The organism is Pseudomonas fluorescens, assembly GCF_902497855.1.
Taxonomy (GTDB): Bacteria; Pseudomonadota; Gammaproteobacteria; order Pseudomonadales; family Pseudomonadaceae; genus Aquipseudomonas; species Aquipseudomonas fluorescens_BI.
In genome coordinates this window covers 309766-335195 of sequence record NZ_CABVHU010000002.1, presented here as the reverse complement: position 1 = coordinate 335195, position 25430 = coordinate 309766, and the positions used below count along the sequence as shown (strand labels likewise).

Sequence of the window (25430 nt, the reverse complement as noted above, 5' to 3'; positions counted from 1 at the left end):
GCTTGCACCATGCTCCATGTGTTGTTCAGCGTTTACCTGAAGATGCTGGTGCTCTACAGCCCGTTCTTCGTATTGTCCTGCTTCATCAGCCTGACCCGCGGTTATTCGCGCAAGGAACAACGCCGGCTGGCCTGGAAAGTGGCGACTGCCACGCTGGTGTCCAGCGTCTTGCTGTACCTGTTCGGAAGGGTAATTTTCAATGTCTTCGGCATCACCGTGGATGCCTTCCGTATCGGCGCCGGCAGCGTGCTGTTCATCTCGGCATTGGGCATGGCGCAGGGCAAGTCGGCGGTACAGACCGACAACGTGCAGCAGGACGTGACCATCGTTCCGCTGACCATTCCCCTGACGGTCGGCCCCGGCACCATCGGCGCCCTGCTGGTGATGGGGGTGAGCCAGCCGCACTGGGACGATAAGCTCATGGCCATTATCAGTATTGCCCTGGCCAGTTTCACCGTGGGCGTGGTGCTGTACCTGTCGAACCGGATCGAGCGAATTCTGGGTGACCAGGGGCTGCAGATTGTCAGTCGGTTGATGGGGTTGTTTGTGTGTGCGTTGGCGGCGCAGATCATCTTTACCGGTGTCAGGGGTTATCTGGTCCCCTGATGCACCCGGCGCCCGCCAAAACCACTAAATACTCAGGCGGGCGACCTCAGGTCGTCCAGCCTGTCTCCGTGTACCTAACCATTGCACTGTGTCCTTCCTGTACTCGTTGTAAGCGCGGACACTGAAGCGAGCGGTGTAAAAATTTGCATTCATGGCGCCACTCATTTCGTCAAAAGCAAATTCGCGCTCAGAGAAAAGCCTGCCGACGGATCCACGGGTATCGAAAAAGACTGAAGCCATACTCAAGGAGCCACTCCCATCGACCACTGCGACCCTAACCCTGATCCGCTTATGCCCTTCCACACTCAGCACTGCGTGCTTGCGAAAGGCTTGCTTCACTTCTGACTCATCTGGCAACTCGGCAACCGTATCCAGCGCCGCTGAAATAATAGCCACCTGATTGGCAGTCAGATTGTTTTCAGAGACCGCCGCGAAGACATCCCGCAGTGAAAATGCCTTTTGTCCAGTAGATGAAAATTCCCCGGCAGTCGTTTTTTGCAGATCAAAGGTCCAGCCACACTCAGAGAAGGTGTTTTTGTATACTTCGATCCAATCCTGGCCGTTTGGATCCTCAGGAAAATCTTCATCGGCAGCAAGTTGCGCAAAAAGCAACGTATCAATCACATCTTGCCGTGTGGCAGGCATTAACTTTTCCGACAAAGCCAACACGCAACATCCATTGATGCAAACTAAATATTCCATACCCATAACCCGTTAAAGAGACCAGAGAAAAGCTGTCTCTGGCCTCGGCTTGACCATAATGGTTACTTACGCCGTGAAAACCTTTTAGCCAACACTGCGCGCCGTTGTAATCCGAGGACGTATTCAATATCCTCTTTTACTTCCGCGTAAGCAGAAGGATTAAAGGTGAGAAAATTCGACCCTTGATAAACGTCGAGCGTTGAAATATTCAGATCAAGAAACAAGGCTTTGCCATCGATTTTATTTCCATCATGATTAACCGATGAGAATGACACAACGATCAAACCGTTCTTCGTCTGGTCGCAGGGCAGTATGGCTAGCTTCACACCTTTGGTCTTCGTAACTTCGTAATTGAAAAAATTGATTGTTTCAGTTTCTTTTTCCAACGCAGCGACCGTGGAGTCCGCGATGGCCCCCAGCACCGCAGCGCCAGGAATGGCGGCCTTTGCCGCATTTACACCAGCCTTGACAATATCGGTCATGACATTTTTCATCGTCCCCGCTACAGAGGTCTTGCTGTACTCGACACTCGCCTCGATGGGAACGGAGCACCCCATATCCCTCATGCAACTGAGAAACTCTCGATGCCAGGCGGCAGGATTGCTGCTGTGCCCGGCTTCACGATCAGCCTCCAGCCTCGAGTATTTTATGAGATTTTCGATGACCGTCATATTCTCAAGCGAAATATTATCGCCATATCCAACCAGGGAATTACCAAGTATCAGGGCATCCAACTCCTTGGTAGGGCTGGTAGCAACATCTTGCCCGGCATCAGTCGAAGTACCCGACGACATAAAGCTTCTTGCATGAGAAGTTTCAGCTAACAGCGCCCTGGACCTGACAAGACGCGCCCTCCCCATATCAGTGCACTTTTTGAGCGTTACAGACTCTTCAAACTTTTCCATATGCGAAACATCCATTTAAATTAATTTACGCCCCTCAGGGGCACAAACGAATCTAACTCAACCCATAACGAACAACAAACTCAATAAATGTCGACATATGTAAATCCGCACCGGCGTCTATACCAGAGCGGAAACTGCCGGAATCAGACCTCAAAAGATCTGACACCCCATAAACATCTAAACAATTCAGCTAATATCGACCAACTTATCTCCATAACTGCGTGGTGTGTATACCCACGACAATCCTTGCCCCCGGGGAAACACACGAGTCGTGGATGAACCGATCAACACCATGGTTCGCATGTCGACTTGATCTGGCGTCAATTGACCGAGCGTCGTGACTCGCAACGTCTGACCCGGGCGCCCGACATCACGCCCCAGCACGACCGGAGTTGCAGGTACGCGGTGTTGCGCGACGATCTCCAGCGCTCGTCCCAATTGCCAAGGCCTGGAACGCGAAATCGGGTTATAGAACGCCATCGCCAGATCGGCTTGTGCCGCCAGGTCCAGGCGCTTCTCGATGATCGCCCATGGCTTGAGGTTGTCCGACAGCGACAGCACGCAGAAGTCATGCCCCAAAGGTGCGCCTGCCTGCGCAGCTGTCGCGAGCGAAGCCGAAACGCCTGGCAGGATTTCCAGATCGACGTCATGCCACGCCGGATCGCGCGACTCATGCAGCGCCTCGAGCACCGCCGCCGCCATGGCAAACACACCGGGATCGCCGGAGGAAACCACCACCACGCATCGACCTTGCGCCGCCAGCTCGAAAGCATGACGCGCACGCTGCATTTCTTCACGGTTATCGGTGCAGTGCAGGATTTGATCGGCACGGAACGAGCCTGCCATGCGCACGTAGGTTTCGTAGCCAAGAATATCGTTGGCGCGGGCCAGTTCCGCCTTGACCGCCGGCACCATCAGGTCGGCAGCACCCGGCCCTAGACCGATGACCGCCAGACGTCCGCGAGGACGACCGATCGATAGTGGATCGACAGGCTCGGCAGCGACCGCAACAGCCATATCACCGTTGATCTCGATCACGTTGAGCAGCGATGACACCGCGCTCTTCACATGTTCAAGCACACTGCCGGCTCGAGTACTGAAACGCAGCGGCACGGCCAGATCCGACGCGGCGCCTCGCAACTCCATGTCGGTCATGTCACGCTCGTCCGCCAACAGGCAAGCAAGGGATTGCAGCGCAATGCCCGCCCGATGCAGCGAAGTACGAATAACGTTGGCCAAATCAGGTGTTGCCGTCGTCACGGCTACCACCACGTTGCGCGGATAGATCAGCAATTCATTGGCATCAGGCAGGCGCTCGGCATGACCGACATGGATCGCGAGACGCGCTTGCTGGTCTTCCGGCAGTTGCGCTTCGGCCAACCAAGGTGCCGAACCCTCGATGCGCACTGTTTCACCGGCAAGCAAATCCGAGACGAAGCGCTTGCCCAGTTCCAGATCTCCCAAGGCATAACCGCTGGGCGGCTTGAGCAGGCAGGTACCGAAACGCAGTTCGCCACTGGTGGTTATTGCAGCCGCTACACCTAGCGCGGCCCCGATTTCACGCGCCATGACATTCACCCCACCCAACCCGCCGAGCAGAGGCACGACAGCGCTACCGTCTTCGGCAACGGCCAACACCGGGGGCTCCGCGCCTTTCTCCAGCAACAACGGCGCCAAGGTGCGAATGACAATGCCGGCCGCGCACAAGGCGATGATCGGAGTGTCACCTTGATAGAGTTCACGCAACGTCACACCGAACTCATGGTAGGTATGGTCCGCGCCGACGACCCGCTCGGCCAGACCATGAATTCGGGACTGTGGATAGCACGTCTGAATCCGCCGTGCCGTGGCCAGACTGCCGTTGCCCAAGATGACAATGGCCGGTGCAGGACGGGCCATCAACCTTGCCACCGTTCACCTGGCACAATGATCAACGAGAAGTATGGCGAAGACATCGGCTCGACCTGATCCAGCGGCACGATCTTCTGATTGGCCATGGTCGCGCGTTCGACATACAGTGCGCGCTCCGCCAAACCGAGTTCTTCGAGCACCTGACGCACCTTGGGAAAGTTGCGCCCCAGCTTCATGATCACCGCCGCATCGGCATCTGTCAGGCGACGTTTGAGGTCTTCGGGGGGTAGCACGCCGGAGAGTACCGACAAACTCTGATTGCGATACACCAGCGGCGCCCCAAGCACCGATGCACCACCTAGCATCGAGCACACCCCAGGCACGACTTCGGCTTGATAGCGCTCAGCCAGCCGATCGTGCAGGTACATGTACGAGCCGTAGAAAAACGGATCGCCTTCGCAGATCACCGCCACGTCGCGACCTGCATTGAGATGTTCGGCCAGTTGCTCGCTGGCGGTGTCGTAGAAATCGCTGATCACTTGTTCGTATGACAGCGGTGCCGGCAACGCCTCGGTAGTCACCGGGTATACCAGCGGCAGCAAGGTTTGCACCTCCTGCAAATGCGCCTCGATGATGCCGAAAGCATTGCCCTTCTTGCCCTTGGCGACGAAATAAGCCACCACCGGCGATTCGCGCAGCAGGCGCAGCGCCTTGATGGTAATCAGTTCCGGGTCACCGGGACCAACGCCCAAGCCGATCAAACGTCCAGGTTGCTGCATCATTCGATCTCCGTGGCGAGGGCATTGACAGCGGCGGCGGCCATGGCGCTACCGCCAAGCCGACCTTGCATGATGACGAAGGGCACGCCGCGACTGTCGGAGGCGAGCATTGCCTTGGATTCGGCAGCGCCGACGAAGCCGACCGGGAAACCAAGGATCAGCGCCGGTTTCGGCGCGCCGGCGTCGAGCATTTCCAGCAAATAAAACAACGCTGTCGGCGCATTACCGATCACCACCACACTGCCTTCCAGGTGCGGACGCCACAATTCCAGTGCGGCGGCGGAGCGGGTGTTGCCCAGCTCGCGGGCGAGCTCTGGAACACCCTCATCGCGCAGGGTGCAGATCACCTGGTTGTTCGCCGGCAAACGCGCGCGGGTCACGCCTTCGGAGACCATTCGCGCATCACACAGGATCGGTGCGCCTGCGGCCAGTGCATCGCGCCCGGCCTTGCCCGCGCCTTCGGAGAACTGCAAGCCGTCGATGGCGTCGACCATGCCACAGGCGTGAATCACCCGTACCGCGAGTTTTTCCAGATCGGCCGGGATTCGCGCGAGATTGGCCTCGTCGCGGATGATTGCGAAGGAGTTGCGATAGATCTCCTGACCGTCGCGGATGTAATCAAGCATCAAGGGAGCTCCGTGAACGGGCGTCAAGCAAGGCTGCGACCGCTTCAATAGTAAGGTTGCGTGCATGCAGGCGACCGAAACCCGGCTGCGCTGCATCGCGAAAATAGAGGTCGTAGTGACCAGGACCGGCCGCCAGCAATGTAACGGGCGCGGTGTGCGCGCATGCACAGGAGCGCGCACACCCTGACAAATGAACCTGTCCGGGTTGACTGTGCAGCTGCATCGCCAGTTGCCGAGCATCTCTTTTGGTGTCCGCCAATCCTTTGCCGCAACCGGCCGACCCGGTGCAGGCCAGGAAATGGGTCAGAGGATCAACCGCGTCGACCAGATACCCCAAGGCCCGCAATTGCTTACGGACAACTGAAGCGTCCGCGAGGCGGATGCTGGGCAGCAACAGGCTTTGCCAAGGGGTCAAGCGCAAACTGGCATCACCGAATGTCTCGGCCAGGCGAGCCGCCCCCTTGAGCATCGCCGGGGACAGCCGCCCCAGAGGTGGCACGGCGCCGATATAGACGAGACCTTCCTGGCGCTGCGGATAACTGCCGATATGCAATCCCGGAGGCGATACCGGGCGCTGCCATTGCTCAATGGTGAGTAGCTGCACACGTTCGGACAACCTTTGCAGCAGCGAATGGAGCGAAATCCCGGACAACAGATGTCGCATCCGGCTCTGATCCGGTCGTGCAAGTTCAAGAAACAATTCCAGCACCGCTACCACCAGGGCATGTCCGTCACGCAGCGCCACCGCTGCGGCCGGTGTGTCAGTCGGGCACCCTGCCAGACCGAATGCCAGTAGCAGCTCGCCGTTTCTCTGCACCGCACTCAGCCAGAGGTCATGAGGATGCTCGAGCATTGCCAGTAATTCACCGCCATCCAGCTGCACAGAGAACTTGGCCGATAACTCATGGAAGCGTTCATGGGATTGCAAGGTATCGAGAATTTGCCGGGCCAAAGGCCGACTGTCGATAAGCATGTGTCGATCTACCCCGGCGCTGGGGCTGAGCATCAGGTTGCGTACGTCGTCACCTGCGACCGTTGCAGGCCCCAATCCCGCAGCCAACAGACTGTCGATCAACGCAGGTGCCTGTTCACCAATACCGCGAATTTGCAGATTTGCTCTGTTGGTCGCCTCGATGACGCCCCCGGCATATCGTTCGGCGGCGTCAGCGACCGCGACGGCCTGATCGGCGTGGATGGAGCCGCCTCCAAGCTTGATACGGCAAATACCGCCGTCTAATGCCTGAACGACACGCAACAATCCGGGACAGGCCGAAGGGCGCACGGGAGTGGTTGTCTGGCGTGAATGCACGGGATGACCGATATCGGGACGAAGGGCGGCATTATGCCTGCTTTGCCCCGTCGGATGAAAAGCTCAGGCAGATTGACGACGAAACGCGCCAGCCGAACGTCGACAGTTTCGCTCGCAGTGTGGAACCCGCCTTCAGAACTCAGCATGAAAAACAATTTTTTCGAGAAACCTAACAGCAAGAATTAATTTCGCATGCTGCTCTTATTCCATCCTCACGCCCTCTCTTGTATTTTCTCAAGCAACAAATAATTTACTCAGTATGCTTATACAAGGAACCTCTATGAGAAATGAAAAACCAATCGGCACATTGACTGGACCCAACTTGATATCGTGCGTCGAGGAATTGGCACTGCAGGATTATGATGACTTGACCCACAGCACAGAACTCGCCACCCGGTCCGCCGACAGGGTCATTAGCCGTACTGTCGACTCGGCGAAGTGGCTGGATGAATATGTATCCACATTGAATTTCCTCGGCTGGTCTGTCTTTCAAGATGCCATTTTCACCCGAACGCGATATGACATATCGAGAAGTGTCGCGGATTTCCTGGTCCAGAGCGCTCAAGCCATGCCGGACGCCCGCCAGGGGAACGCCATGATTGACCTGCTTGAGGCATTGAAACCGAACAAGCCGGCGCAGCTCTCACTGGATCAAGAAAGTCTAATGGGCGAGCACTTCCGGGTCATACCTGCCCGCTACGACTCCAAGGGTTTCCTGACCATTGCCGTTTTTAACCTTGAATTGATATCTCATACAAAAAAAAGCAACTTCCTATTCTTTGATTGGGAAGAGCATCCCGCCAGGATTATCCAGCAAGGCACTTACCTGAAACTGGATAAAAATGTATTCGACACCAAAAGAGCGCTCATTGACAGCCAGCGCCGCAAGATAAGTGCGAAGAGATTTCGCATGTAAAAAACGACAGGACAAACGAATTATATTCCCGCTCACATCAAAGAATTCTATCGTAATAATTTCATTCCACCGGCTGACCACGGGCGAGCTCAATCAACACCGCGCTATGATGCGCAACCGTGCAGGCCGATGCAGGCCTGAGCGCGTTGATAATTTGGCTTGGCTTGATTGAAGAGGAACAGCATGGCCCCTTGGCTGACAGTAACAGGCATTGGTGAAGACGGCTTCAAGGGCTTGGGCAAGAATGCCCGGCACGCATTACTGCGTGCGTCCCGTATCTTTGGCAGCCAGCGCCAACTGGATTTGCTGCCCGTGTGCGTCCGCGGCGAACGCCAACTGTGGCCCAGTCCGTTTTCCATGGACGCGTTGTTGGCGTTGCGTGGCGTACCGGTGTGCGTGTTGGCCAGCGGCGATCCGATGCTGTTTGGCGTTGGTGCAAGCCTTGCCCGTCAGTTGCCCGTCAATGAACTACTGATCCTGCCGGCGCCCTCGTCCTGCTCGCTCGCGGCCGCCCGTATGGGTTGGCCATTGCAAGAGGTGATAACGCTATCAGTGGTGGCGCGACCCCTCGCGGCCCTGAATGCCCAGTTATTCAGCGGCGTGCGTTTGCTGGTGTTGAGCAACGACGGGCGCAGTCCGGCGGCCATCGCCGAGCTGCTGCGCGATCGTGGTTACGGGCCGAGTCGCCTGTGCGTTCTGGAACACTTGGGCGGTGATGCCGAGCGGCGCATCGACGGCATCGCCAGCGACTGGACTGACCCGGCCATCGCCGACTTGAACCTTGTTGCCATCGAATGCATCGCCGAACCGGGTACACCGCGCCTGTCACGCCTGGCCGGCCTGCCGGATTCGGCCTTCACGCACGACGGCCAATTGACCAAGCGCGACGTACGCGCCATCACCCTCGCCCGTCTTGCCCCCACTCCTGGCGAGTTGTTGTGGGATGTCGGCGCGGGCAGCGGTTCGATCGGCATCGAGTGGATGCGCGCACACCCCAGCTGCCGCGCATTGGCGATTGAAGCCGATGAAGGCCGACAGCAATTGATCGAGCACAACCGCGATGTCCTCGGGGTGCCCGGCCTGCAACTGATTCGCGGTAGTGCGCCGCAAGCCCTGGCCGGGCTCGAATGCCCGGACGCGATTTTCATCGGGGGCGGCGTGACCCGCGACGGAGTGCTCGACGCCTGCTGGGCCGCGCTGAAACCCGGGGGCCGACTCATCGCCAATGCCGTGACGCTGCAGAGCGAAATGACCCTCATGGCGTGGCGCGAGCAGCACGGCGGGGAGCTGACGCGCATCCATATCGCTCAGGCGCAGCCGTTGGGCGACTTCGATACCTGGCGCCAGGCGTTGCCGATCACCCTGCTGGACGTGGTCAAGCCCTTCGATGCGTGACGAAACCGCCGAACAACCCGCACCGCTGCGCAGCGGCCTGACCACTGGCAGCTGCGCCACCGCCACCAGCCTCGCGGCGGCTCGACTGCTGCTTTGCGGAGTGAGCGCGGATGCGGTGCAGATCGTTTTGCCCAAAGGCAAGCAGGTACAGATGCGCCTGGAGTTCTGTCGACTGCTGGATGAGGGTGCCGAAGCCGGAACCCTCAAGGACGCCGGGGACGATCCGGACGTTACCCACGGCGCCCTGCTCTATTCGCAGGTTCGCCTCGATGCCGCGCCGGGCATTCGCTTCAATGCCGGCCGTGGCGTCGGTACCGTCACCCGGCCAGGCCTGGTGCTGGGCGTTGGCGAGCCGGCGATCAATCCGGTGCCACGCAAGATGATCAGCGACCACCTGACCCAGCTCGCCGAGGAACTCGATTATCGCGGCGGTTTCGAGGTCACGGTGAACGTCGAGGGCGGCGAGGCGCTGGCGCTGAAAACCATGAACCCGCGCCTGGGCATTCTGGGCGGGCTGTCGATTCTCGGCACCAGCGGCATCGTCCGGCCCTTCTCCTGCGCCGCCTACATTGCCTCTATCCATCAGGGTATCGATGTGGCCAAAACCAACGGTTACCTGCACATCGCCGCCTGTACCGGCAACGCCAGCGAAGACACCATGCGCCGGGTCTACGACCTGCCGGAAATCGCCTTGATCGAAATGGGCGACTTCGTTGGCGCTGTGCTCAAGCACCTGCGCAAGGTGCCGGTGGCCAAGCTCAGCCTGTGCGGCGGGTTCGGCAAGATCAGCAAGCTGGCGGCCGGGCACATGGATTTGCACAGTCGGCATTCGAGCATCGACCTGCCGCAGCTGGCCGAGTGGGCCGCTGCCATCGGCGCCGATGAGGCATTGCGACAAGCGATCCGGGAAGCCAACACCAGCCAGCAAGCCCTGGCCATGGCCAGCGCCGCCGGAATCGGCCTCGGCGACGCGGTCTGCCAGCATGCCCTGGACTTCGCCCGCAGCGTGGTGCCGGCGCAGGTTCAGGTCGAAGTATTCGCCATCGATCGCCAAGGCGGGATAGTCGGCCACGCAGGAGCTTTCCAATGAAACGCATTTTGTTGCTGGGCGGTGTGACGGAGGCCCTGGCCATCGCCCGAACCCTTGGGCCGGAACACATCTACAGCCTGGCCGGGGTCGGTCGCGTACCGACCGACCTGACCTGCCAGGTTCGCGTCGGCGGCTATGGTGGCGCCGACGGGCTGGCGCAGTTCATCCGCGATGAAGGGATCGATCTGTTGCTGGATGCGACTCACCCCTACGCCGCACAAATCAGTCAGAACGCGGCGACCGCCGCTTGTTCGAGCGGTATTCCCTGCTGGGCGCTGAGGCGTCCAGCCTGGCAACCACAAGCTGGGGACGACTGGCGCGAAGTCAGCGACTGGGCCGAGCTGATCGAAGCACTCAAACCCTTCCAGCGACCGCTGTTCACCCTCGGCCGCGAACCTTTGCAGCACCTGGATGAAATCCCGCCGAAGCAATTCTGGACCTTGCGCGCACTGGAGGTTTATCCGGGCAACGAGCGCTGTGAAGTGATCGGCGCCCGTGGCCCCTTTCTGATCGAGGATGAACGCGAGCTGTTTGAACGTCGCCAGATTGATGTGCTGATCAGCAAGAACAGCGGCAGCACGGCCACCGAGCCCAAGCTGGAAGTGGCGCGGGAGCGCGGGGTGCCGGTGATGGTTCTGAAGCGGCCGGTGTTGCCGGGGGTTGATCGGGAGTTTGGTTCGGTGGGTGAAGTCCTGCGTGCCATGACGGAGCGAGGGTAACGCTGAAAGCTGTGAACGCCTTAGGCCGTCTTCGCGAGCAAGCCCGCTTTCACACTTGAACTTGTCGTACACAAAGTCTGTGTTCACTGGTGATCAAATGTGGGAGCGAGCTTGCTCGCGAAAGCGGCCTGAATGGCAGCGTAAGGGCAAAGACCTACAAATCAACAAGACCATTCGTACAACATCCTCCAAAACGACCGACTGGCTGAGCCAGTACACAACCTTTATGTTTGCGGGCTCTTTGAGCTAAGAGCGCGGAGGCCCGAATGCCCGAAAAATTCACTCGTTTCGATATTGCGGAATTTCTCCTGACACCTGCCGATATGTGGAACTACATCAAGGCCAGCGAGGAGGAAGATTCAGGAGACCGGCGTTTCATTCGTTTGGCGTTCAGAGACGTCAAACACACCATCCGCGCACGAATCCAGAGCGATCCACAATTTGCTCAGGCATACCGAATTGAAGTCGCTACACTCTTCCATAATGGCGAGCCAGAAATGGCTCTCAGGATGTTGCATCTACTAACTCAGGCGCTGCGACACCACACCGCACGCCGCTTTTTTACTTATCGGCCCTGATCAGGCTAAATAGCCGCGCCTGATCGCCCACCCACCGGATTCGTCCCATGTCCCGACAACGGCTTGCAATTGCCTGGATCGCCTGCTTCGCAGTGCTGTTCAACATGCTCGCCATGCCGATGACCGGAGCGATGGCGCAAACGGCGAAATCGCCTGCCGAACAGTTGCTGTGGGGCAGTTTCTGTTCGTCCAATGGCACGAAGATGGTCGCGATTTCCCTGGGCGACACCCAGCAGAAAGCCCCGCAGGGCGACGATCATTCCAACATGCAGCATTGCTGGTGCTGTTCCGGCTCCGCACCACTGGTGGCGTTGCCCGGGCATGTGCCGCAGCTGTATTACACCCGTTTCGAGGCCAATCGAAGCCGTCCCGCGGCCACGCTTGAAACGCCCACTCCGCGCCAGCAATGGCCGAGTCTCAACCCCCGCGCTTCTCCCCTGGTGTGATTCCTTCTCGCAACTGACTGCGTCTTGAATCGTTCCGGAGAATTGCCATGTTGAACAAACTCATCGTTCTGGCGGTGTTGCTGCTGCCTGCCTGCTTTGCCAATGCCCACGAATACAAGGTCGCAGAACTGGAAATCGCTCACCCCTGGTCGCAGGAGTTGCCGCCCAACGCGCCGACCGTCGCGGCTTACTTCGTGATCCACAACAGCGGCAAATCCGCCGACCGGCTGCTTAGTGTCGATTCGCCCATTGCCGGCCTTGCCCAGTTGCACGAGCATGTGAAGCAGAACGATCTGATGAAAATGCAGCAGGTGCCAAGCGTCGAAATTCCGGCGGGTGGCGAAGTCACTTTCGCCCCGATGGCCTATCACGTGATGCTGCTGGAGCTGAAAGATCGCAGCCTGCTGAGCGATGGCAAACGATTCCCGCTGACGATGCATTTCGAGAAGTCCGGCGATGTGACCGTTGAAGTCACGGTGCAGAAAAAGGCACCGGATGGCACGCCAACCCATGCGCACGTCCAGTAATCTGAAGCGCTGAACACGCCCATGCGTCCGCTTAGCGCCAGGTCATCCGCACGCCGTCGTCAGCCATTGAGCCTGACCCGCGGCCGCTGGATCGGCTTGTTTGCCATGTTGATGATCTTTATCGGCCCGCTGATTTCTCAGTCGATGCCGATGGATCAACGCGCCTCTGCACTGATGAAAACCTCCATGAGCCTGTCGATGGACATGGGCATGGACATGGACAGGTCGGCGATGGCGCATGCCGACCACGACGAGCAACCCGATGCCGAGCACTGCCCACCCCAGGCAGACCATCACGCACTGTGGGAAAAATGCGGCTATTGCAGCCTGCTGTTCAACTGCCCGGCACTCACCGGCGGCCAGTCCTTCGTCGCATTCGATACCCCCAAAGCCACGACCCACACCACCCCCTCCCCCCGCCTGGGTCATGCCCGGGCAACCGTCTTCCCCGGCGCCCGCACACGCGCCCCACCCATCGTCGCGTAAACACCCGCCCCCGATCCCGCACGGTTCAGAAGACAGCCCCCGGCTGCCGGCCGTGTCGTTTACGACTGTTCGATGGAAATTGTCATGTCCAGGTTTTCTGCTGACACACGCTTGAGCGCTGCCCAAGCCACTTTTGCCCCGAACGAATCCAGCATTCGTTTCAGGCACGCCACCGCATTCCTGTGCGGCGCACTGCTAACCCCCATGTCGCTGGCCGATGAGCACGCCGGTCACAGCGAAGAACTCAGCCCGACGGTCATCACCGCCATCGCACCCAGCTCGCCCTTGACCATCGTCACCAACCCCAAGGACCCGCGCCAACCGGTGCCGGCCAGCGACGGTGGCGATTACCTGAAGACCATTCCCGGCTTTGCCCTGGTGCGTAACGGCGGCACCAACGGCGACCCGGTGCTGCGGGGCATGTTCGGTTCGCGGCTGAACATCCTCACCAATGGCGGCATGATGCTCGGCGCCTGCCCCGGCCGGATGGATGCGCCGACCTCGTACATCTCGCCGGAAACCTACGACAAACTCACCGTCATCAAAGGGCCGCAGACAGTGCTCTGGGGACCGGGCGCTTCGGCCGGCACCATCCTGTTCGACCGCGAGCCCGAAAGCTTCGGCGAACTCGGAACGCGGGTGAATGCCAGCGTACTGGCCGGTTCCAACGGCCGTTTCGACAAAGTGGTGGACGCCGCAGCTGGCGGGCCGCTGGGATACGTGCGGGTGATCGGCAACACCGCACATTCCGACGATTACCAGGATGGCAACAACGACACCGTGCCGTCGCGCTATGACAAATGGAATGGCGACGTGGCCCTGGGCTGGACGCCGGACGCCGATACCCTGCTGGAACTGACTGCCGGCAAGGGCGACGGCGAAGCGCGTTACGCCGGACGCGGCATGGACGGCTCACAGTTCAAGCGCGAGAGCCTGGGCCTGCGCTTCGAGCGGTCCAATATCGGCGACGTGCTGGATAAGGTCGAAGCACAGATCTACTACAACTATGCCGACCATGTCATGGACAACTACACGCTACGCACGCCGTCCGGCACCGGGATGATGGCCGGCCCCATGGCCTCCAATGTCGACCGCCGAACCCTGGGTGCGCGGATCAAAGCCACCTGGCGCTGGGCCGACGTGCAGTTGATCAGCGGCATCGATGCGCAAACCAACGAGCATCGCCAGCGCAGTGCCATGGGTATCGACGCCTACAAAGACCTGCCACGCAACAAGGACGCCGACTTCCACAACTACGGCGTGTTCAGCGAACTGACCTGGTACGCCGCCGATCGTGACCGGCTGATTACCGGTGCGCGCCTGGACCGGGCTTCGGCCAGGGATTATCGGCAGACCATCGGGTCCGGGATGATGACGCGCCCCAACCCGACAGCGGACGATACCCGCGCGGACACCCTGCCGAGCAGCTTCGTGCGCTACGAGCATGATTTGGCCGACAGTCCGACCACGCTGTATGCCGGCCTCGGCCACACCCAGCGTTTTCCAGATTACTGGGAGCTGTTTTCGCCCAATTCCGGTCCCGCAGGCTCGGTGAACGCCTTCGATTCGATCAAGCCCGAGAAAACCACTCAGCTCGACTTCGGCTTGCAATACAAGACCGAAGCCCTGGAGGCCTGGGCTTCGGGCTACGTCGGGCAGGTGCGCGATTACATCCTGTTCAACTACACGCCCGCAATGATGGGCATGACCTCGCAGGCCGAGAACATCGACGCGCGGATCATGGGCGGCGAACTCGGCGCAGCCTACAAGCTGACCGATAACTGGAAAACCGACGCGACCCTGGCCTACGCCTGGGGCAAGAACAGCAGCGACAGCACGGCGTTGCCGCAAATGCCACCGCTGGACGCACGTTTCGGCCTGACTTACAGCGCAGACAACTGGAGTGCCGGGGCACTGTGGAGAGTGGTCGCCGCCCAAAACCGGATCGACCGGAACAAAGGCAACGTGGTCGGCAAGGACTTCGACAAAACCTCGGGGTTCGGCGTGTTCTCGCTTAACGGCGCCTATCGGATCAACCAGAACTGGAAGATCAGCAGCGGCGTCGACAACCTGTTCGGCAAGGCTTACGCCGAGCATTTGAACCTGGCCGGAAACGCGGGCTTCGGTTATCCGGCCAATGACCCGCAGGCCATTAAAGAACCAGGGCGAACGCTCTGGACCAAGGTCGACATGAGTTTCTAAGCGCATTGCGAGCAGGCTCGCTCCCGCATGGACAGTGTTGAACCTGTGGAAGCGAACCTGCTCGCGAATGACTGCGCAGCAGTCACCCGACAACAACAAAGAACCACGCCAAGCGGAGCACAACCGATGAAACAGCCCAAAGTGAATTTCTACAACCTGGCCTGGCGCTGGCATTTCTATGCCGGTCTGTTCGTCGCGCCCTTCATGGTGATGCTGGCCCTGACCGGCGTCATCTACCTGTTCAAACCGCAACTCGATCCGTTGATGTACGGCAGCCTGCTGAACGTCCCGGCCGGTCACCACAGCGTCCCGGCCGACGAACTGCTCAAGCGGGTAAAAGATGCTTATCCACAAGCAACGATCAAGCAGTACCTGCCACCGGTGAACGCCGAACGCAGCGCCCAGTTTGTCGTACTCAATGCCGGCAACGAACTCAACGTGTTCGTCGACCCCTACCACGGCGACATCCTCGGCGAGCAAGACGCCAAGAAGAACCTGCAAGCGGTGGCGCGCGCCATCCACGGCGAATTGATGATCGGCACGGTCGGTGATCGACTGGTCGAGCTCGCCGCCGGCTGGGGCATCGTGCTGGTGGTTTCCGGCGTATTCTTGTGGTGGCCACGAGGCCAGGCCGCCGGCATCCTGTGGCCGCGCCTGAGCAGTCGCGGTCGAGTGCTCTGGCGTGACTTGCACGCGGTCACCGGCTTCTGGGGCGCGGCGTTCCTGCTGGTGATGCTGCTCAGCGGCATGACCTGGACCGGGTTCTGGGGCAAGCAATACGCCGGCGTGTGGAACGTGTTTCCGGATGCGATGTGGAATGACATGCCCAAGTCCGACGTCGAGGCGCGCAGCCTCAACAGCGCCACCCGCCAGACCGTGCCATGGGCCATGGAAAACACGCCGATGCCGATGTCCGGCGACCATGCCGAACACATGGCCCACGGCGGCGCGCAAGCCGGCCCTGCCGCACCCACCATCAGCCTGCAAGACGTGCAAAATATCGCCGAACAACGCAAGGTCGAACCGGGTTACAGCATCACTTTCCCGACCACGGCCACTGGGGTCTTCACCATCGCCGTATTCGCCGACGACCCGCGCAACGACGCCACCCTGCACGTCGATCAATACACCGGCGACGTCCTCGCCGACGTACGCTGGGAGCATTATGGCAATGTCGCCCGGGCTACGGAAATGGGGGTGATGCTGCACGAAGGCAAGATGTTCGGTGTGTTCAATCAGATCATCGTGCTGCTGATCTGCCTGATGATTCTGCTCAGCGCCGTCAGCGGCGTGGTGATCTGGTGGAAGCGTCGTCCTCAAGGCAAGCTCGGGGTTCCGCCCCTGCGTCACGACCTGCCGAAATGGAAGACCGCGATGGTCATCATGTTCGGGCTGGCGGTTGCGTTTCCATTGGTGGGTGCTTCGCTGGTGGTGGTGTGGCTGCTGGATCGGCTGGTGCTGTCGCGCTTCAACCGGCAAACCGCATCCGCCTCATCTTCCTGAATCACCCCCGCCCCCCTGTAGGAGCTGGCTTGCCAGCGAAGGCGGTATAACAGCCAACATAGATGTTGAATGTTATGGCCCCTTCGCTGGCAAGCCAGCTCCTACACGGGGATCAGGGATAGTGAGTGCTGCGCCCCAATCTGGCGCACCGCTGCGCACCAGCGCGCCAGACGCGATCCTTCATGGTGCGCCATAAAATGGCGCAACCGCTCTAATACGACATTTTCCTGCCTTTTGCCGACCAGGCACAGCCCTTGCTAAAGACCCTTCAGTAGTCCGCATCTGCCAACCAAGAAAAATATCTACGTTCATGGAGATCGCACAATGAAGCGTCGCAGCTTGATCAAGGCTTTCACACTATCGGCAAGCATTGCCGCGATGGGCATGGCCTGGACTGTCCAGGCCGCCGAGACCATCAAGGTCGGTATCCTGCATTCGTTGTCCGGGACCATGGCGATCTCCGAAACCTCGCTCAAGGACATGGCCTTGATGACCATCGACGAGATCAACGCCAAGGGCGGCGTGAACGGCAAGATGCTCGAACCTGTTGTCGTGGACCCTGCGTCGAACTGGCCGCTGTTCGCCGAAAAGGGCCGGCAGTTGCTGACCCAGGACAAAGTGGCCGTGGTGTTCGGTTGCTGGACCTCGGTGTCGCGCAAATCGGTATTGCCAGTGTTCGAAGAACTCAACGGCCTGCTGTTCTACCCCGTGCAATACGAAGGCGAAGAGATGTCGCCGAACGTGTTCTACACCGGTGCCGCACCGAACCAGCAAGCGATTCCGGCGGTGGAATACCTGATGAGCGAAGAAGGCGGCAGCGCCAAGCGCTACTTCCTGCTGGGCACCGACTACGTCTACCCGCGCACCACCAACAAGATCCTGCGCTCGTTCCTGCACGCCAAAGGCGTGGCGGACAAGGACATCGAAGAGGTCTACACCCCGTTCGGCCATAGCGACTATCAAACCATCGTGGCCAACATCAAAAAATTCTCCGCCGGGGGCAAGACGGCGGTGATCTCCACCGTCAACGGCGACTCCAACGTGCCGTTCTATAAAGAACTGGCCAACCAGGGCCTGAAAGCCACCGACGTTCCGGTCGTGGCGTTCTCGGTCGGTGAAGAAGAACTGCGCGGCATCGACACCAAACCGCTGGTGGGCAACCTGGCGGCGTGGAACTACTTTGAGTCGGTCGAGAACCCGGCGAACAAGAAGTTCGTCGCCGACTGGAAAGCCTACGCGAAGAAACACAACCTGCCGGGCGCCGACAAAGCGGTCACCAACGACCCGATGGAAGCCACCTATGTCGGCATCCACATGTGGGCGCAAGCGGCGGAAAAAGCCAAGTCCACCGATGTCGACAAAGTCCGCGAAGCCCTCGCTGGCCAGACCTTTGCTGCGCCGTCCGGCTACACCCTGACCATGGACAAGACCAACCACCACCTGCACAAGCCGGTGATGATCGGCGAGATCCAGGCGGACGGTCAGTTCAACGTGGTGTGGCAGACCGAAGGCCCGATCCGCGCCCAGCCGTGGAGCCCGTTCATTCCGGGCAACGACAAGAAGCCGGAGTATGCGGTGAAGAGCAACTAAGCCACCTCCGCACAGCCTGATCGTTCCCGCGCTCTGCGTGGGAATGCAGCCAGGGACGCTCCGCGTCCCAAAAGCGGACGCGGAGCGTCCGGTGAGGCATTCCCACGCGGAGCGCGGGAACGATCAATACGCAAGGCCAATGACATGCCCACCGCCCTTTACCGCTTCATCCTTGCCATCGCGCTGTTGTTGCCGATGGCCGCACATTCAGGCGACGCCGAAGACTTCGTCACGGCCAACCCCGTGCAACAAGCCAAACTCCTGGAGTCCTGGGCCGCGCAGCCCGATCCGGTCCGTGTCGAACTGATCAATGCCCTGCAACAAGGTGAATTGACCATCGATGGCCAACCGAAAACACTGCGCCTGAACAATCGCCTGCGAGGCCTGATCGATACCGCGCTGGCCAGCCACCAATTGCTCGCCGCCGACGCCAACGTCCGGTTGGCCGCCGCACAGCAATTACAGAAAAGCGCCAAACCGGCGCAGCTGACGTTCCTCGATCGGCAATTGGCCAGCGAAAAAGATGAAAGCGTTCACGCGGCGTTAAGCCTGGCCTTGGCCAACCTGCAACTGGTCGATACCGACCCGAGCGTGCGCCTCGCCGCTGTCCGGCTGCTGGGTGAAACCGGCGACCCGCTGGCCCGCACCCGCCTCGAAGGCTTGCTCGAACCCGGTGTGGAAGCCGATACCACGGTACGCACCGCCGCCGAAACCAGCCTCGCCCAGGTCAAACGCAAACTGCTGATCGGCGAGATGCTTGGGCAAGCCTTCAGCGGCATGTCGCTGGGTTCGATTCTGCTGCTCGCGGCACTCGGGCTTGTGATCACCTTTGGCCTGCTCGGCGTGATCAACATGGCCCACGGCGAGATGCTGATGCTCGGTGCCTACTCGACCTACGTGGTGCAGTTGATGTTTCAGCGCTTCGCACCGCAAGCCATCGAGTTCTATCCATTGATCGCCTTGCCGGTGGCTTTTTTCGTCACCGCCGCGATCGGCATGGCCCTTGAGCGCACAGTCATCCGCCACCTCTATGGCCGTCCGCTGGAAACCCTGCTCGCCACCTGGGGCATCAGCCTGATGTTGATCCAGCTGGTGCGACTGGTGTTCGGCGCGCAGAACGTCGAAGTGGCCAACCCGGCCTGGTTATCCGGTGGGATTCAGGTTCTGCCGAATCTGGTACTGCCCTACAACCGCATCGTGATCATCGCCTTCGCCCTGTTTGTGGTGGTGCTGACCTGGCTGCTGCTGAACAGGACGCGCCTCGGCTTGAACGTGCGCGCCGTCACCCAGAACCGCAACATGGCCGCCTGCTGCGGGGTGCCCACCGGGCGCGTCGACATGCTCGCCTTCGGCCTCGGTTCGGGTATTGCCGGTCTCGGCGGCGTCGCCCTGAGCCAGATTGGCAACGTCGGCCCGGACCTCGGCCAGAGCTACATCATCGACTCGTTCCTGGTGGTGGTACTCGGCGGCGTCGGTCAGTTGGCCGGTAGTGTCCTGGCCGCGTTCGGCCTGGGGGTAGCCAACAAGATTCTCGAGCCGCAGATCGGTGCGGTGCTCGGCAAGATCCTGATCCTCGCGTTGATCATTCTGTTCATCCAGAAACGTCCGCAAGGCCTCTTCGCACTGAAAGGACGGGTGATCGACTGATGAACCAGCCCCTGATGCTTACCGCCAGCCAAAAGGCCGGCCCCAAGGTCACTCTCGCTGTCGGCGCGGTGGTCCTCGTTCTGCTGCTGACACTGCCGCTGCTTTCGCTGTTGTCACCGGACAGCGTGTTTCACGTCTCGGCTTATACCCTGACGCTGGTGGGCAAGATTCTGTGCTATGCCATCGTCGCCCTGGCGCTGGATCTGGTCTGGGGTTACGCCGGCCTGCTGTCCCTGGGCCACGGCCTGTTCTTCGCCCTCGGCGGTTACGCGATGGGCATGTACCTGATGCGCCAGGCCTCGGGCGATGGTTTGCCAGCGTTCATGACCTTCCTGTCGTGGACCGAATTGCCCTGGTACTGGACCGGCACCAGCAGCTTTCTCTGGTCGATGTGCCTGGTGGTATTGGCCCCGGGACTACTGGCGCTGGTGTTCGGCTTCTTCGCCTTCCGTTCGCGGATCAAGGGCGTGTATTTCTCGATCATGACCCAGGCCCTGACCTTCGCCGGGATGCTGCTGTTCTTTCGCAACGAAACCGGGTTCGGCGGCAACAACGGCTTCACCAACTTCCGCACCATCCTCGGTTTCGGCATCACCGAACCCGGCACCCGCGCGGTGCTGTTCTTCGCCACGGTAGTGTTGTTGGTGGCGAGCCTGTTCATCGGCTGGCGCCTGGCCCGGAGCAAGTTCGGCCGGGTATTGACCGCCCTGCGGGATGCGGAAAACCGCCTGATGTTCTGCGGCTATGATCCGCGTGGCTTCAAGCTGTTTGTCTGGGTGTTGAGCGCGGTGTTGTGTGGATTGGCCGGCGCGCTGTATGTGCCACAAGTCGGGATCATCAACCCGAGTGAGATGTCGCCGACCAACTCCATCGAGGCGGCGGTCTGGGTCGCGCTGGGTGGTCGCGGCACCTTGATCGGTCCGCTGCTCGGTGCCGGTGTGGTCAACGGCATGAAGAGCTGGTTCACCGTGGCCTTCCCCGAATACTGGCTGTTCTTCCTCGGCGCGCTGTTCATTGTCGTGACCTTGTATCTGCCCAAAGGCGTGATCGGCCTGCTGAAAAAGAGAGGTGAGCAATGAGAGTCACTGCGACGGCTGAATTCATGCTCGAACCGGCGTTTTTCCCGGTGGAGCCCAACAAGGATGCGGGCAGCAGCCGCGACGTCATCGGCCTCGGTCAAAGCGTCGGCCCTGGCCTGGACACCCGCCACGGCACCATCCTGACCCTGGAGGACATCAGCGTCAGCTTCGATGGTTTCAAGGCCCTGAACAATCTGAACCTGTACATCGGCGTGGGTGAATTGCGCTGCATCATCGGCCCCAACGGCGCGGGCAAGACCACGCTGATGGACGTGATCACCGGCAAGACCCGGCCCAGTCACGGCAAGGCCTGGTTCGGCGAAACCCTGGACCTGACGCAGATGAGCGAAGTGCAGATCGCCCAGGCCGGGATCGGGCGCAAGTTCCAGAAGCCGACGGTGTTCGAAGCCTTGAGCGTGTTCGAAAACCTCGAGCTGGCGCAGAAAACCGACAAGTCGGTCTGGGCCAGCCTGCGCGCTCGCCTGAGTGGCGAGCAAAGAGATCGCATCAGCGAGGTACTGGACACCATTCGCCTGACCACCTCGGTCAATCGCCCGGCGGGCTTGTTGTCCCATGGTCAGAAGCAGTTTCTGGAGATCGGCATGTTGCTGATGCAGGACCCGCAACTGCTGCTGCTCGATGAGCCGGTAGCGGGCATGACCGATGCCGAAACCGAATTCACCGCCGAACTGTTCAAACGCCTGGCCGGCAAGCATTCGCTGATGGTGGTGGAGCACGACATGGGTTTTGTCGGGTCGATCGCCGACCACGTCACCGTGTTGCATCAGGGCAGCGTGCTGGCCGAAGGGTCGCTGGAACAGGTGCAGGACAACGAGCGGGTGATCGAGGTTTATCTCGGCCGATAGACCTGCAAACACACCCCCCTGTAGGAGCTGGCTTGCCAGCGAAGGCGGTGGATCAGTCGACGTATTTATCGCCTGAAAGGACGCTTTCGCTGGCAAGCCAGCTCCTACAGGGGGGATTGAGGAGAATTTGAATATGTTGCAAGTCGACAAGCTGCACCAGTACTACGGCGGTAGCCATATCCTGCGGGGCCTGAGCTTTGACGTGAAGGTCGGAGAAGTCACCTGTCTGCTCGGGCGCAACGGTGTCGGCAAGACCACCCTGCTCAAGTGCCTGATGGGCTTGTTGCCGGCCAAGGAAGGCGCGGTGAACTGGGAAGGCAAACCGATCACCACGTTCAAGCCGCACCAACGGGTTCATGCAGGGATTGCCTACGTACCCCAGGGTCGCGAGATCTTCGGCCGCCTGACCGTGGAAGAGAATCTGCTGATGGGCCTGTCGCGGTTTCCCGGATCAGAAGCCAAGGAGGTCCCGGCGTTTATCTACGAACTGTTCCCGGTACTGCTGCAAATGAAGCAACGCCGTGGCGGCGATTTGTCCGGGGGTCAGCAGCAGCAACTGGCGATCGGCCGGGCGTTGGCCAGCCGTCCACGGCTGTTGATTCTCGACGAACCCACCGAAGGCATTCAGCCCTCGGTGATCAAGGAGATCGGGGCCGTCATCAAGCAACTGGCCGCCCGTGGTGATATGGCGATTCTATTGGTCGAGCAGTTCTACGACTTCGCCGCTGAACTGGCCGATCAGTACCTGGTAATGTCCCGGGGCGAGATCGTGCAGCAGGGCCGTGGCGAAAATATGGAAGCCGAGGGTGTGCGCGGCCTGGTTACCATATAAGGCTGCGATGTAAGGCTACGATCTGATCTGCAGCGTCTGACGATAACTGGAAACCATGAATTTACCTGCCCCCACCGTCCTGTTTACCCCAAGCTGGCACGCCGAGCTGGAACTGGGCTACGCCAGATTCGGCGACAGCACGCGCCCGGTTCAGCGCCGGCACAAAGGCCCGCTGCGGGTGCAGAAGCATTTGTACGCCGAAGGGCCACAGGTGTGCCAGCACATCATCGTTCATCCGCCAGGCGGGATTGCCGGGGGTGACCGGCTGGACATCTCGGCCAGTGTCGGCCCCGATGCCTGGGCGCAAATCACCAGCCCCGGCGCGGCCAAGTGGTATCGCGCGGCCGGACCCGCTTATCAGCAGCTGACCTTGAAAGTGGCGAGCGGTGCGACACTGGAATGGTTGCCGCAGGAGACCATTATTTTCAGTGCTGCGCAGGCCGAACTCAGCACCTGCATCGAGCTTGAAGGCGATGCCCGGTTGTTTTACTGGGACGTGGTGGCGCTGGGCCGACCGGCCAGCGGCGAGTGCTTCGACCTCGGGTATTTTCAGGCGCAACTCGATATCCGTCGCGATGGCCGGTTGCTCTGGCACGAACGTCAGCGCATTGTCGGCGGGGATGGCTTGCTCGATTCGCCAATTGGCCTGGATGGGCAGCCGGTGTTTGCGACCCTGCTGGTGACCGGCGAAATTGATAGTGATCTGCTGGAAAAGTGCCGATCGCTGACTAATGAGGTGCGGGGAGACCTGACCCAGCTGCCGGGGCTTCTGGTGGCTCGATGCCTGGCCAGTGAGGCACTGTTGGCGCGGGGGTGGTTGATTGATGTGTGGCGCTTGCTCAGGCCTGCGTTGCTTGGGCGAGAAGCCGTCGCCCCACGAATATGGAGCACCTGAACACCGATTCCCCTGTAGGAGCTGGCTTGCCAGCGAAGGCGGTGTTTCAGTCGACATATTTATCGCCTGAATGGACGCCTTCGCTGGCAAGCCAGCTCCTACAGGGGTCCGCATTAACAGCTCCAATACCTTTTTACTGCCGATTATGGATTTCAAACGATGGACCTGACCCCACGCGAAAAAGACAAGCTGCTGATCTTCACCGCCGGCCTCGTGGCCGAGCGGCGTTTGGCCCGCGGCGTGAAACTCAACTATCCGGAAGCCATGGCCTACATTTCCGCCGCGTTGCTCGAAGGCGCCCGTGACGGCCAGACCGTGGCCGACCTGATGCACTTCGGCACCACCCTGCTCAGCCGCGAACAAGTGATGGAAGGCATCCCGGAAATGATCCCCGAGATCCAGGTCGAGGCGACGTTCCCCGACGGCACCAAACTGGTCACCGTTCACCAACCGATCGCCTGAGGTCGCGCCATGACTTACCACATCCGCGATGCAGTGCATGCCGATCTGGCGGCGATCCGCGATATCTACAACGATGCCGTACTCAATACCACGGCGATCTGGAACGAGAAGGTCGTCGACCTGGGCAACCGCCAGGCCTGGTTCAGCGCCCGGGAATCCCAGGGTTATCCGATTCTGGTGATCCTCGACAGCGATAACACCGTGCTGGGCTACGCGTCATTCGGTGACTGGCGGCCGTTCGACGGTTTCCGTCACACCGTCGAGCACTCGGTCTATGTCCGCAGCGATCAGCGCGGCAATGGCCTGGGCCCACAACTGATGGACGTACTGATCGACCGCGCCAGAGATTGCGACAAGCATGTGATGGTTGCCGCCATCGAAAGCGGTAATGCCGCGTCCATCCGTCTGCATGAACGAGCCGGTTTCGTGACCACCGGCCAGATGCCCCAGGTGGGCACCAAGTTCGGCCGCTGGCTGGACCTGACCTTCATGCAGCTGACCCTCAATCCTGGCGCGCAGCCACCTGCCGCCAATAAGGAGTAACGCCCGATGAACGCCGCCCAACTGCGCCGCGTCAATGTTGAAAGCTTTGCGCACTATCGCCAGGGTTTGATCGATCTGCTGCTCGATGCCGTGGGTTATGGCGCCAGCGTCGGGTTCATGGCCAATCTGGATGCTACTGAAGCACGCGCTTACTTCGATGACGTTCAAGAGAACCTGAACCAAGGCAACGTGCTGCTGTGGGTGGTGGTCAAGGACGAACAGGTACAGGCCAGCGTACAACTGACCCTGTGCCAGAAAGCCAATGGCCTGAACCGTGCCGAAGTGCAGAAACTGCTGGTACGCGAACACGCGCGTCGCCGGGGGCTGGGCCAGCAGTTGATGAGCGCACTGGAAACGGCCGCCCTCCAGCACAAGCGCGGCATGCTCTACCTCGACACCGAAGCCGGCTCCCCCGCCGAGGATTTCTACAAGGCTTTGGGTTACACCCGCGCCGGTGAAATCCCCGACTATGCCTGCGATCCGAGCGGCCGTTACAAACCCACCGCGCTCTACTACAAGATCCTCCAGGGGGCCCATTGATGATTCCCGGTGAATACCAGATCCAACCCGGCGACATCGAACTCAATGTCGGCCGCCGCACGCTCAGCCTGAAGGTGGCCAACAGCGGCGACCGGCCGATCCAGGTCGGCTCGCACTACCACTTTTTCGAAACCAACGACGCCCTGACCTTCGACCGCGCCGCCAGCCGCGGCATGCGCCTGAACATCCCCGCCGGCACCGCCGTGCGCTTCGAACCGGGGCAGAGCCGCGAGGTCGAGCTGGTCGACCTGGCCGGGCATCGCCGGGTGTTCGGGTTTGCCGGCAGGATCATGGGTGACCTCGACTGACTGATCGTTCCCACGGTCCCCGTGGGAA

27 protein-coding genes are annotated in these 25430 nt (G+C 60.3%); 21 read left to right on the top strand and 6 right to left on the bottom strand.

What is annotated here, in order from left to right:
- Positions 1-9: 9 nt before the first annotated feature.
- Positions 10-606 (top strand): MarC family protein, encoded by a 597-nt coding sequence (locus F8N96_RS06400; RefSeq protein WP_150797098.1) that lies wholly within the window; start codon positions 10-12, stop codon positions 604-606.
- A 24-nt stretch (positions 607-630) separates the two neighbouring features.
- Here F8N96_RS06400 and F8N96_RS06395 read toward each other — a convergent pair whose 3' ends face one another.
- The 6 genes from F8N96_RS06395 to cobG form a co-directional block, all read right to left on the bottom strand.
- Positions 631-1308, bottom strand: coding sequence for a hypothetical protein (locus F8N96_RS06395; RefSeq protein WP_150797097.1), 678 nt, complete (start codon positions 1306-1308; stop codon positions 631-633).
- A 62-nt stretch (positions 1309-1370) separates the two neighbouring features.
- Positions 1371-2213, bottom strand: a complete 843-nt coding sequence (locus F8N96_RS06390; RefSeq protein ID WP_150797096.1) for a hypothetical protein — start codon at positions 2211-2213, stop codon at positions 1371-1373.
- Positions 2214-2399: 186 nt separating this feature from the next.
- Complete coding sequence (gene cobJ / locus F8N96_RS06385) at positions 2400-4112, bottom strand: precorrin-3B C(17)-methyltransferase (RefSeq protein ID WP_150797095.1); 1713 nt, start codon at positions 4110-4112, stop codon at positions 2400-2402.
- Complete coding sequence (locus tag F8N96_RS06380; RefSeq protein ID WP_150797277.1) at positions 4112-4843, bottom strand: precorrin-2 C(20)-methyltransferase; 732 nt, start codon at positions 4841-4843, stop codon at positions 4112-4114. Before F8N96_RS06380 ends, cobJ begins: the two co-directional genes overlap by 1 nt.
- Positions 4843-5469 (bottom strand): precorrin-8X methylmutase, encoded by a 627-nt coding sequence (locus tag F8N96_RS06375; RefSeq protein ID WP_150797094.1) that lies wholly within the window; start codon positions 5467-5469, stop codon positions 4843-4845. The genes F8N96_RS06380 and F8N96_RS06375 overlap by 1 nt, the downstream gene beginning before the upstream one ends.
- Positions 5462-6778: a precorrin-3B synthase gene (cobG, locus tag F8N96_RS06370; RefSeq protein ID WP_150797093.1), complete on the bottom strand. Its 1317-nt coding sequence runs from the start codon at positions 6776-6778 to the stop codon at positions 5462-5464. The genes F8N96_RS06375 and cobG overlap by 8 nt, the downstream gene beginning before the upstream one ends.
- A 280-nt stretch (positions 6779-7058) precedes the next feature.
- Here cobG and F8N96_RS06365 point away from each other — a divergent pair, with 280 nt between their 5' ends.
- The 20 genes from F8N96_RS06365 (at position 7059) to F8N96_RS06270 (ending at position 25402) form a co-directional block, all read left to right on the top strand.
- A complete protein-coding gene (locus F8N96_RS06365; protein WP_150797092.1) occupies positions 7059-7694 on the top strand; it encodes a hypothetical protein in 636 nt (211 codons plus the stop codon).
- 183 nt (positions 7695-7877) lie between these two features.
- Positions 7878-9089 carry a precorrin-6y C5,15-methyltransferase (decarboxylating) subunit CbiE gene (gene cbiE, locus F8N96_RS06360; RefSeq protein ID WP_150797091.1) on the top strand — a complete coding sequence of 404 codons (1212 nt, stop codon included), beginning with the start codon at positions 7878-7880 and terminating at the stop codon, positions 9087-9089.
- Positions 9082-10179 (top strand): cobalt-precorrin-5B (C(1))-methyltransferase, encoded by a 1098-nt coding sequence (locus F8N96_RS06355; protein WP_150797090.1) that lies wholly within the window; start codon positions 9082-9084, stop codon positions 10177-10179. Before cbiE ends, F8N96_RS06355 begins: the two co-directional genes overlap by 8 nt.
- Complete coding sequence (locus tag F8N96_RS06350; protein WP_150797089.1) at positions 10176-10898, top strand: cobalt-precorrin-6A reductase; 723 nt, start codon at positions 10176-10178, stop codon at positions 10896-10898. The genes F8N96_RS06355 and F8N96_RS06350 overlap by 4 nt, the downstream gene beginning before the upstream one ends.
- Before the next feature lie 266 nt (positions 10899-11164).
- Positions 11165-11476: a hypothetical protein gene (locus F8N96_RS06345; protein WP_150797088.1), complete on the top strand. Its 312-nt coding sequence runs from the start codon at positions 11165-11167 to the stop codon at positions 11474-11476.
- 47 nt (positions 11477-11523) lie between these two features.
- Positions 11524-11922, top strand: coding sequence for a DUF2946 domain-containing protein (locus F8N96_RS06340; protein WP_150797087.1), 399 nt, complete (start codon positions 11524-11526; stop codon positions 11920-11922).
- Positions 11923-11969: 47 nt separating this feature from the next.
- The gene (locus F8N96_RS06335; protein WP_150797086.1) at positions 11970-12449 is read left to right on the top strand and encodes a copper chaperone PCu(A)C; all 480 of its coding nucleotides are present in this window, start codon (positions 11970-11972) and stop codon (positions 12447-12449) included.
- Between the two features lie 21 nt (positions 12450-12470).
- Entirely contained in the window at positions 12471-12935 is a 465-nt protein-coding gene (locus F8N96_RS06330) for a DUF2946 domain-containing protein (protein WP_150797085.1), read from the top strand.
- A gap of 84 nt (positions 12936-13019) precedes the next feature.
- The gene (locus tag F8N96_RS06325) at positions 13020-15137 is read left to right on the top strand and encodes a TonB-dependent copper receptor (protein WP_150797084.1); all 2118 of its coding nucleotides are present in this window, start codon (positions 13020-13022) and stop codon (positions 15135-15137) included.
- A gap of 126 nt (positions 15138-15263) precedes the next feature.
- On the top strand, positions 15264-16640 hold the full coding sequence (locus F8N96_RS06320; RefSeq protein ID WP_150797083.1) for a PepSY-associated TM helix domain-containing protein: 1377 nt from the start codon (positions 15264-15266) through the stop codon (positions 16638-16640).
- Between the two features lie 324 nt (positions 16641-16964).
- Positions 16965-18230 carry an urea ABC transporter substrate-binding protein gene (gene urtA, locus F8N96_RS06315; protein ID WP_150797082.1) on the top strand — a complete coding sequence of 422 codons (1266 nt, stop codon included), beginning with the start codon at positions 16965-16967 and terminating at the stop codon, positions 18228-18230.
- A gap of 144 nt (positions 18231-18374) precedes the next feature.
- Positions 18375-19877 carry an urea ABC transporter permease subunit UrtB gene (gene urtB / locus F8N96_RS06310; protein WP_150797081.1) on the top strand — a complete coding sequence of 501 codons (1503 nt, stop codon included), beginning with the start codon at positions 18375-18377 and terminating at the stop codon, positions 19875-19877.
- Positions 19877-20956 carry an urea ABC transporter permease subunit UrtC gene (gene urtC, locus F8N96_RS06305; protein ID WP_150797080.1) on the top strand — a complete coding sequence of 360 codons (1080 nt, stop codon included), beginning with the start codon at positions 19877-19879 and terminating at the stop codon, positions 20954-20956. Before urtB ends, urtC begins: the two co-directional genes overlap by 1 nt.
- On the top strand, positions 20953-21822 hold the full coding sequence (gene urtD / locus F8N96_RS06300; RefSeq protein WP_150797079.1) for an urea ABC transporter ATP-binding protein UrtD: 870 nt from the start codon (positions 20953-20955) through the stop codon (positions 21820-21822). The genes urtC and urtD overlap by 4 nt, the downstream gene beginning before the upstream one ends.
- A 133-nt stretch (positions 21823-21955) precedes the next feature.
- The gene (gene urtE / locus F8N96_RS06295; RefSeq protein WP_150767976.1) at positions 21956-22654 is read left to right on the top strand and encodes an urea ABC transporter ATP-binding subunit UrtE; all 699 of its coding nucleotides are present in this window, start codon (positions 21956-21958) and stop codon (positions 22652-22654) included.
- A 55-nt stretch (positions 22655-22709) separates the two neighbouring features.
- Entirely contained in the window at positions 22710-23549 is an 840-nt protein-coding gene (locus tag F8N96_RS06290) for an urease accessory protein UreD (RefSeq protein WP_150797078.1), read from the top strand.
- A gap of 159 nt (positions 23550-23708) precedes the next feature.
- The gene (locus F8N96_RS06285; RefSeq protein ID WP_128874348.1) at positions 23709-24011 is read left to right on the top strand and encodes an urease subunit gamma; all 303 of its coding nucleotides are present in this window, start codon (positions 23709-23711) and stop codon (positions 24009-24011) included.
- Positions 24012-24020: 9 nt separating this feature from the next.
- Positions 24021-24554: a GNAT family N-acetyltransferase gene (locus tag F8N96_RS06280; protein ID WP_150797077.1), complete on the top strand. Its 534-nt coding sequence runs from the start codon at positions 24021-24023 to the stop codon at positions 24552-24554.
- A 6-nt stretch (positions 24555-24560) separates the two neighbouring features.
- Complete coding sequence (locus tag F8N96_RS06275; protein ID WP_064675671.1) at positions 24561-25094, top strand: GNAT family N-acetyltransferase; 534 nt, start codon at positions 24561-24563, stop codon at positions 25092-25094.
- Complete coding sequence (locus F8N96_RS06270) at positions 25094-25402, top strand: urease subunit beta (protein WP_008011171.1); 309 nt, start codon at positions 25094-25096, stop codon at positions 25400-25402. Before F8N96_RS06275 ends, F8N96_RS06270 begins: the two co-directional genes overlap by 1 nt.
- Positions 25403-25430: the final 28 nt, after the last annotated feature.

What these genes read in the sequence shown, in the direction of transcription:
- F8N96_RS06400 (WP_150797098.1), top strand. Translation starts at nt 10, where the DNA reads ATGCTCCATGTGTTGTTCAGCGTTTACCTGAAGATGCTGGTGCTCTAC.
- F8N96_RS06395 (WP_150797097.1), bottom strand. Translation starts at nt 1,308, where the DNA reads ATGGAATATTTAGTTTGCATCAATGGATGTTGCGTGTTGGCTTTGTCG.
- F8N96_RS06390 (WP_150797096.1), bottom strand. Translation starts at nt 2,213, where the DNA reads ATGGAAAAGTTTGAAGAGTCTGTAACGCTCAAAAAGTGCACTGATATG.
- cobJ (WP_150797095.1), bottom strand. Translation starts at nt 4,112, where the DNA reads ATGGCCCGTCCTGCACCGGCCATTGTCATCTTGGGCAACGGCAGTCTG.
- F8N96_RS06380 (WP_150797277.1), bottom strand. Translation starts at nt 4,843, where the DNA reads ATGCAGCAACCTGGACGTTTGATCGGCTTGGGCGTTGGTCCCGGTGAC.
- F8N96_RS06375 (WP_150797094.1), bottom strand. Translation starts at nt 5,469, where the DNA reads ATGCTTGATTACATCCGCGACGGTCAGGAGATCTATCGCAACTCCTTC.
- F8N96_RS06365 (WP_150797092.1), top strand. Translation starts at nt 7,059, where the DNA reads ATGAGAAATGAAAAACCAATCGGCACATTGACTGGACCCAACTTGATA.
- cbiE (WP_150797091.1), top strand. Translation starts at nt 7,878, where the DNA reads ATGGCCCCTTGGCTGACAGTAACAGGCATTGGTGAAGACGGCTTCAAG.
- F8N96_RS06355 (WP_150797090.1), top strand. Translation starts at nt 9,082, where the DNA reads ATGCGTGACGAAACCGCCGAACAACCCGCACCGCTGCGCAGCGGCCTG.
- F8N96_RS06350 (WP_150797089.1), top strand. Translation starts at nt 10,176, where the DNA reads ATGAAACGCATTTTGTTGCTGGGCGGTGTGACGGAGGCCCTGGCCATC.
- F8N96_RS06345 (WP_150797088.1), top strand. Translation starts at nt 11,165, where the DNA reads ATGCCCGAAAAATTCACTCGTTTCGATATTGCGGAATTTCTCCTGACA.
- F8N96_RS06340 (WP_150797087.1), top strand. Translation starts at nt 11,524, where the DNA reads ATGTCCCGACAACGGCTTGCAATTGCCTGGATCGCCTGCTTCGCAGTG.
- F8N96_RS06335 (WP_150797086.1), top strand. Translation starts at nt 11,970, where the DNA reads ATGTTGAACAAACTCATCGTTCTGGCGGTGTTGCTGCTGCCTGCCTGC.
- F8N96_RS06330 (WP_150797085.1), top strand. Translation starts at nt 12,471, where the DNA reads ATGCGTCCGCTTAGCGCCAGGTCATCCGCACGCCGTCGTCAGCCATTG.
- F8N96_RS06325 (WP_150797084.1), top strand. Translation starts at nt 13,020, where the DNA reads ATGTCCAGGTTTTCTGCTGACACACGCTTGAGCGCTGCCCAAGCCACT.
- F8N96_RS06320 (WP_150797083.1), top strand. Translation starts at nt 15,264, where the DNA reads ATGAAACAGCCCAAAGTGAATTTCTACAACCTGGCCTGGCGCTGGCAT.
- urtA (WP_150797082.1), top strand. Translation starts at nt 16,965, where the DNA reads ATGAAGCGTCGCAGCTTGATCAAGGCTTTCACACTATCGGCAAGCATT.
- urtB (WP_150797081.1), top strand. Translation starts at nt 18,375, where the DNA reads ATGCCCACCGCCCTTTACCGCTTCATCCTTGCCATCGCGCTGTTGTTG.
- urtC (WP_150797080.1), top strand. Translation starts at nt 19,877, where the DNA reads ATGAACCAGCCCCTGATGCTTACCGCCAGCCAAAAGGCCGGCCCCAAG.
- urtD (WP_150797079.1), top strand. Translation starts at nt 20,953, where the DNA reads ATGAGAGTCACTGCGACGGCTGAATTCATGCTCGAACCGGCGTTTTTC.
- urtE (WP_150767976.1), top strand. Translation starts at nt 21,956, where the DNA reads ATGTTGCAAGTCGACAAGCTGCACCAGTACTACGGCGGTAGCCATATC.
- F8N96_RS06290 (WP_150797078.1), top strand. Translation starts at nt 22,710, where the DNA reads ATGAATTTACCTGCCCCCACCGTCCTGTTTACCCCAAGCTGGCACGCC.
- F8N96_RS06285 (WP_128874348.1), top strand. Translation starts at nt 23,709, where the DNA reads ATGGACCTGACCCCACGCGAAAAAGACAAGCTGCTGATCTTCACCGCC.
- F8N96_RS06280 (WP_150797077.1), top strand. Translation starts at nt 24,021, where the DNA reads ATGACTTACCACATCCGCGATGCAGTGCATGCCGATCTGGCGGCGATC.
- F8N96_RS06275 (WP_064675671.1), top strand. Translation starts at nt 24,561, where the DNA reads ATGAACGCCGCCCAACTGCGCCGCGTCAATGTTGAAAGCTTTGCGCAC.
- F8N96_RS06270 (WP_008011171.1), top strand. Translation starts at nt 25,094, where the DNA reads ATGATTCCCGGTGAATACCAGATCCAACCCGGCGACATCGAACTCAAT.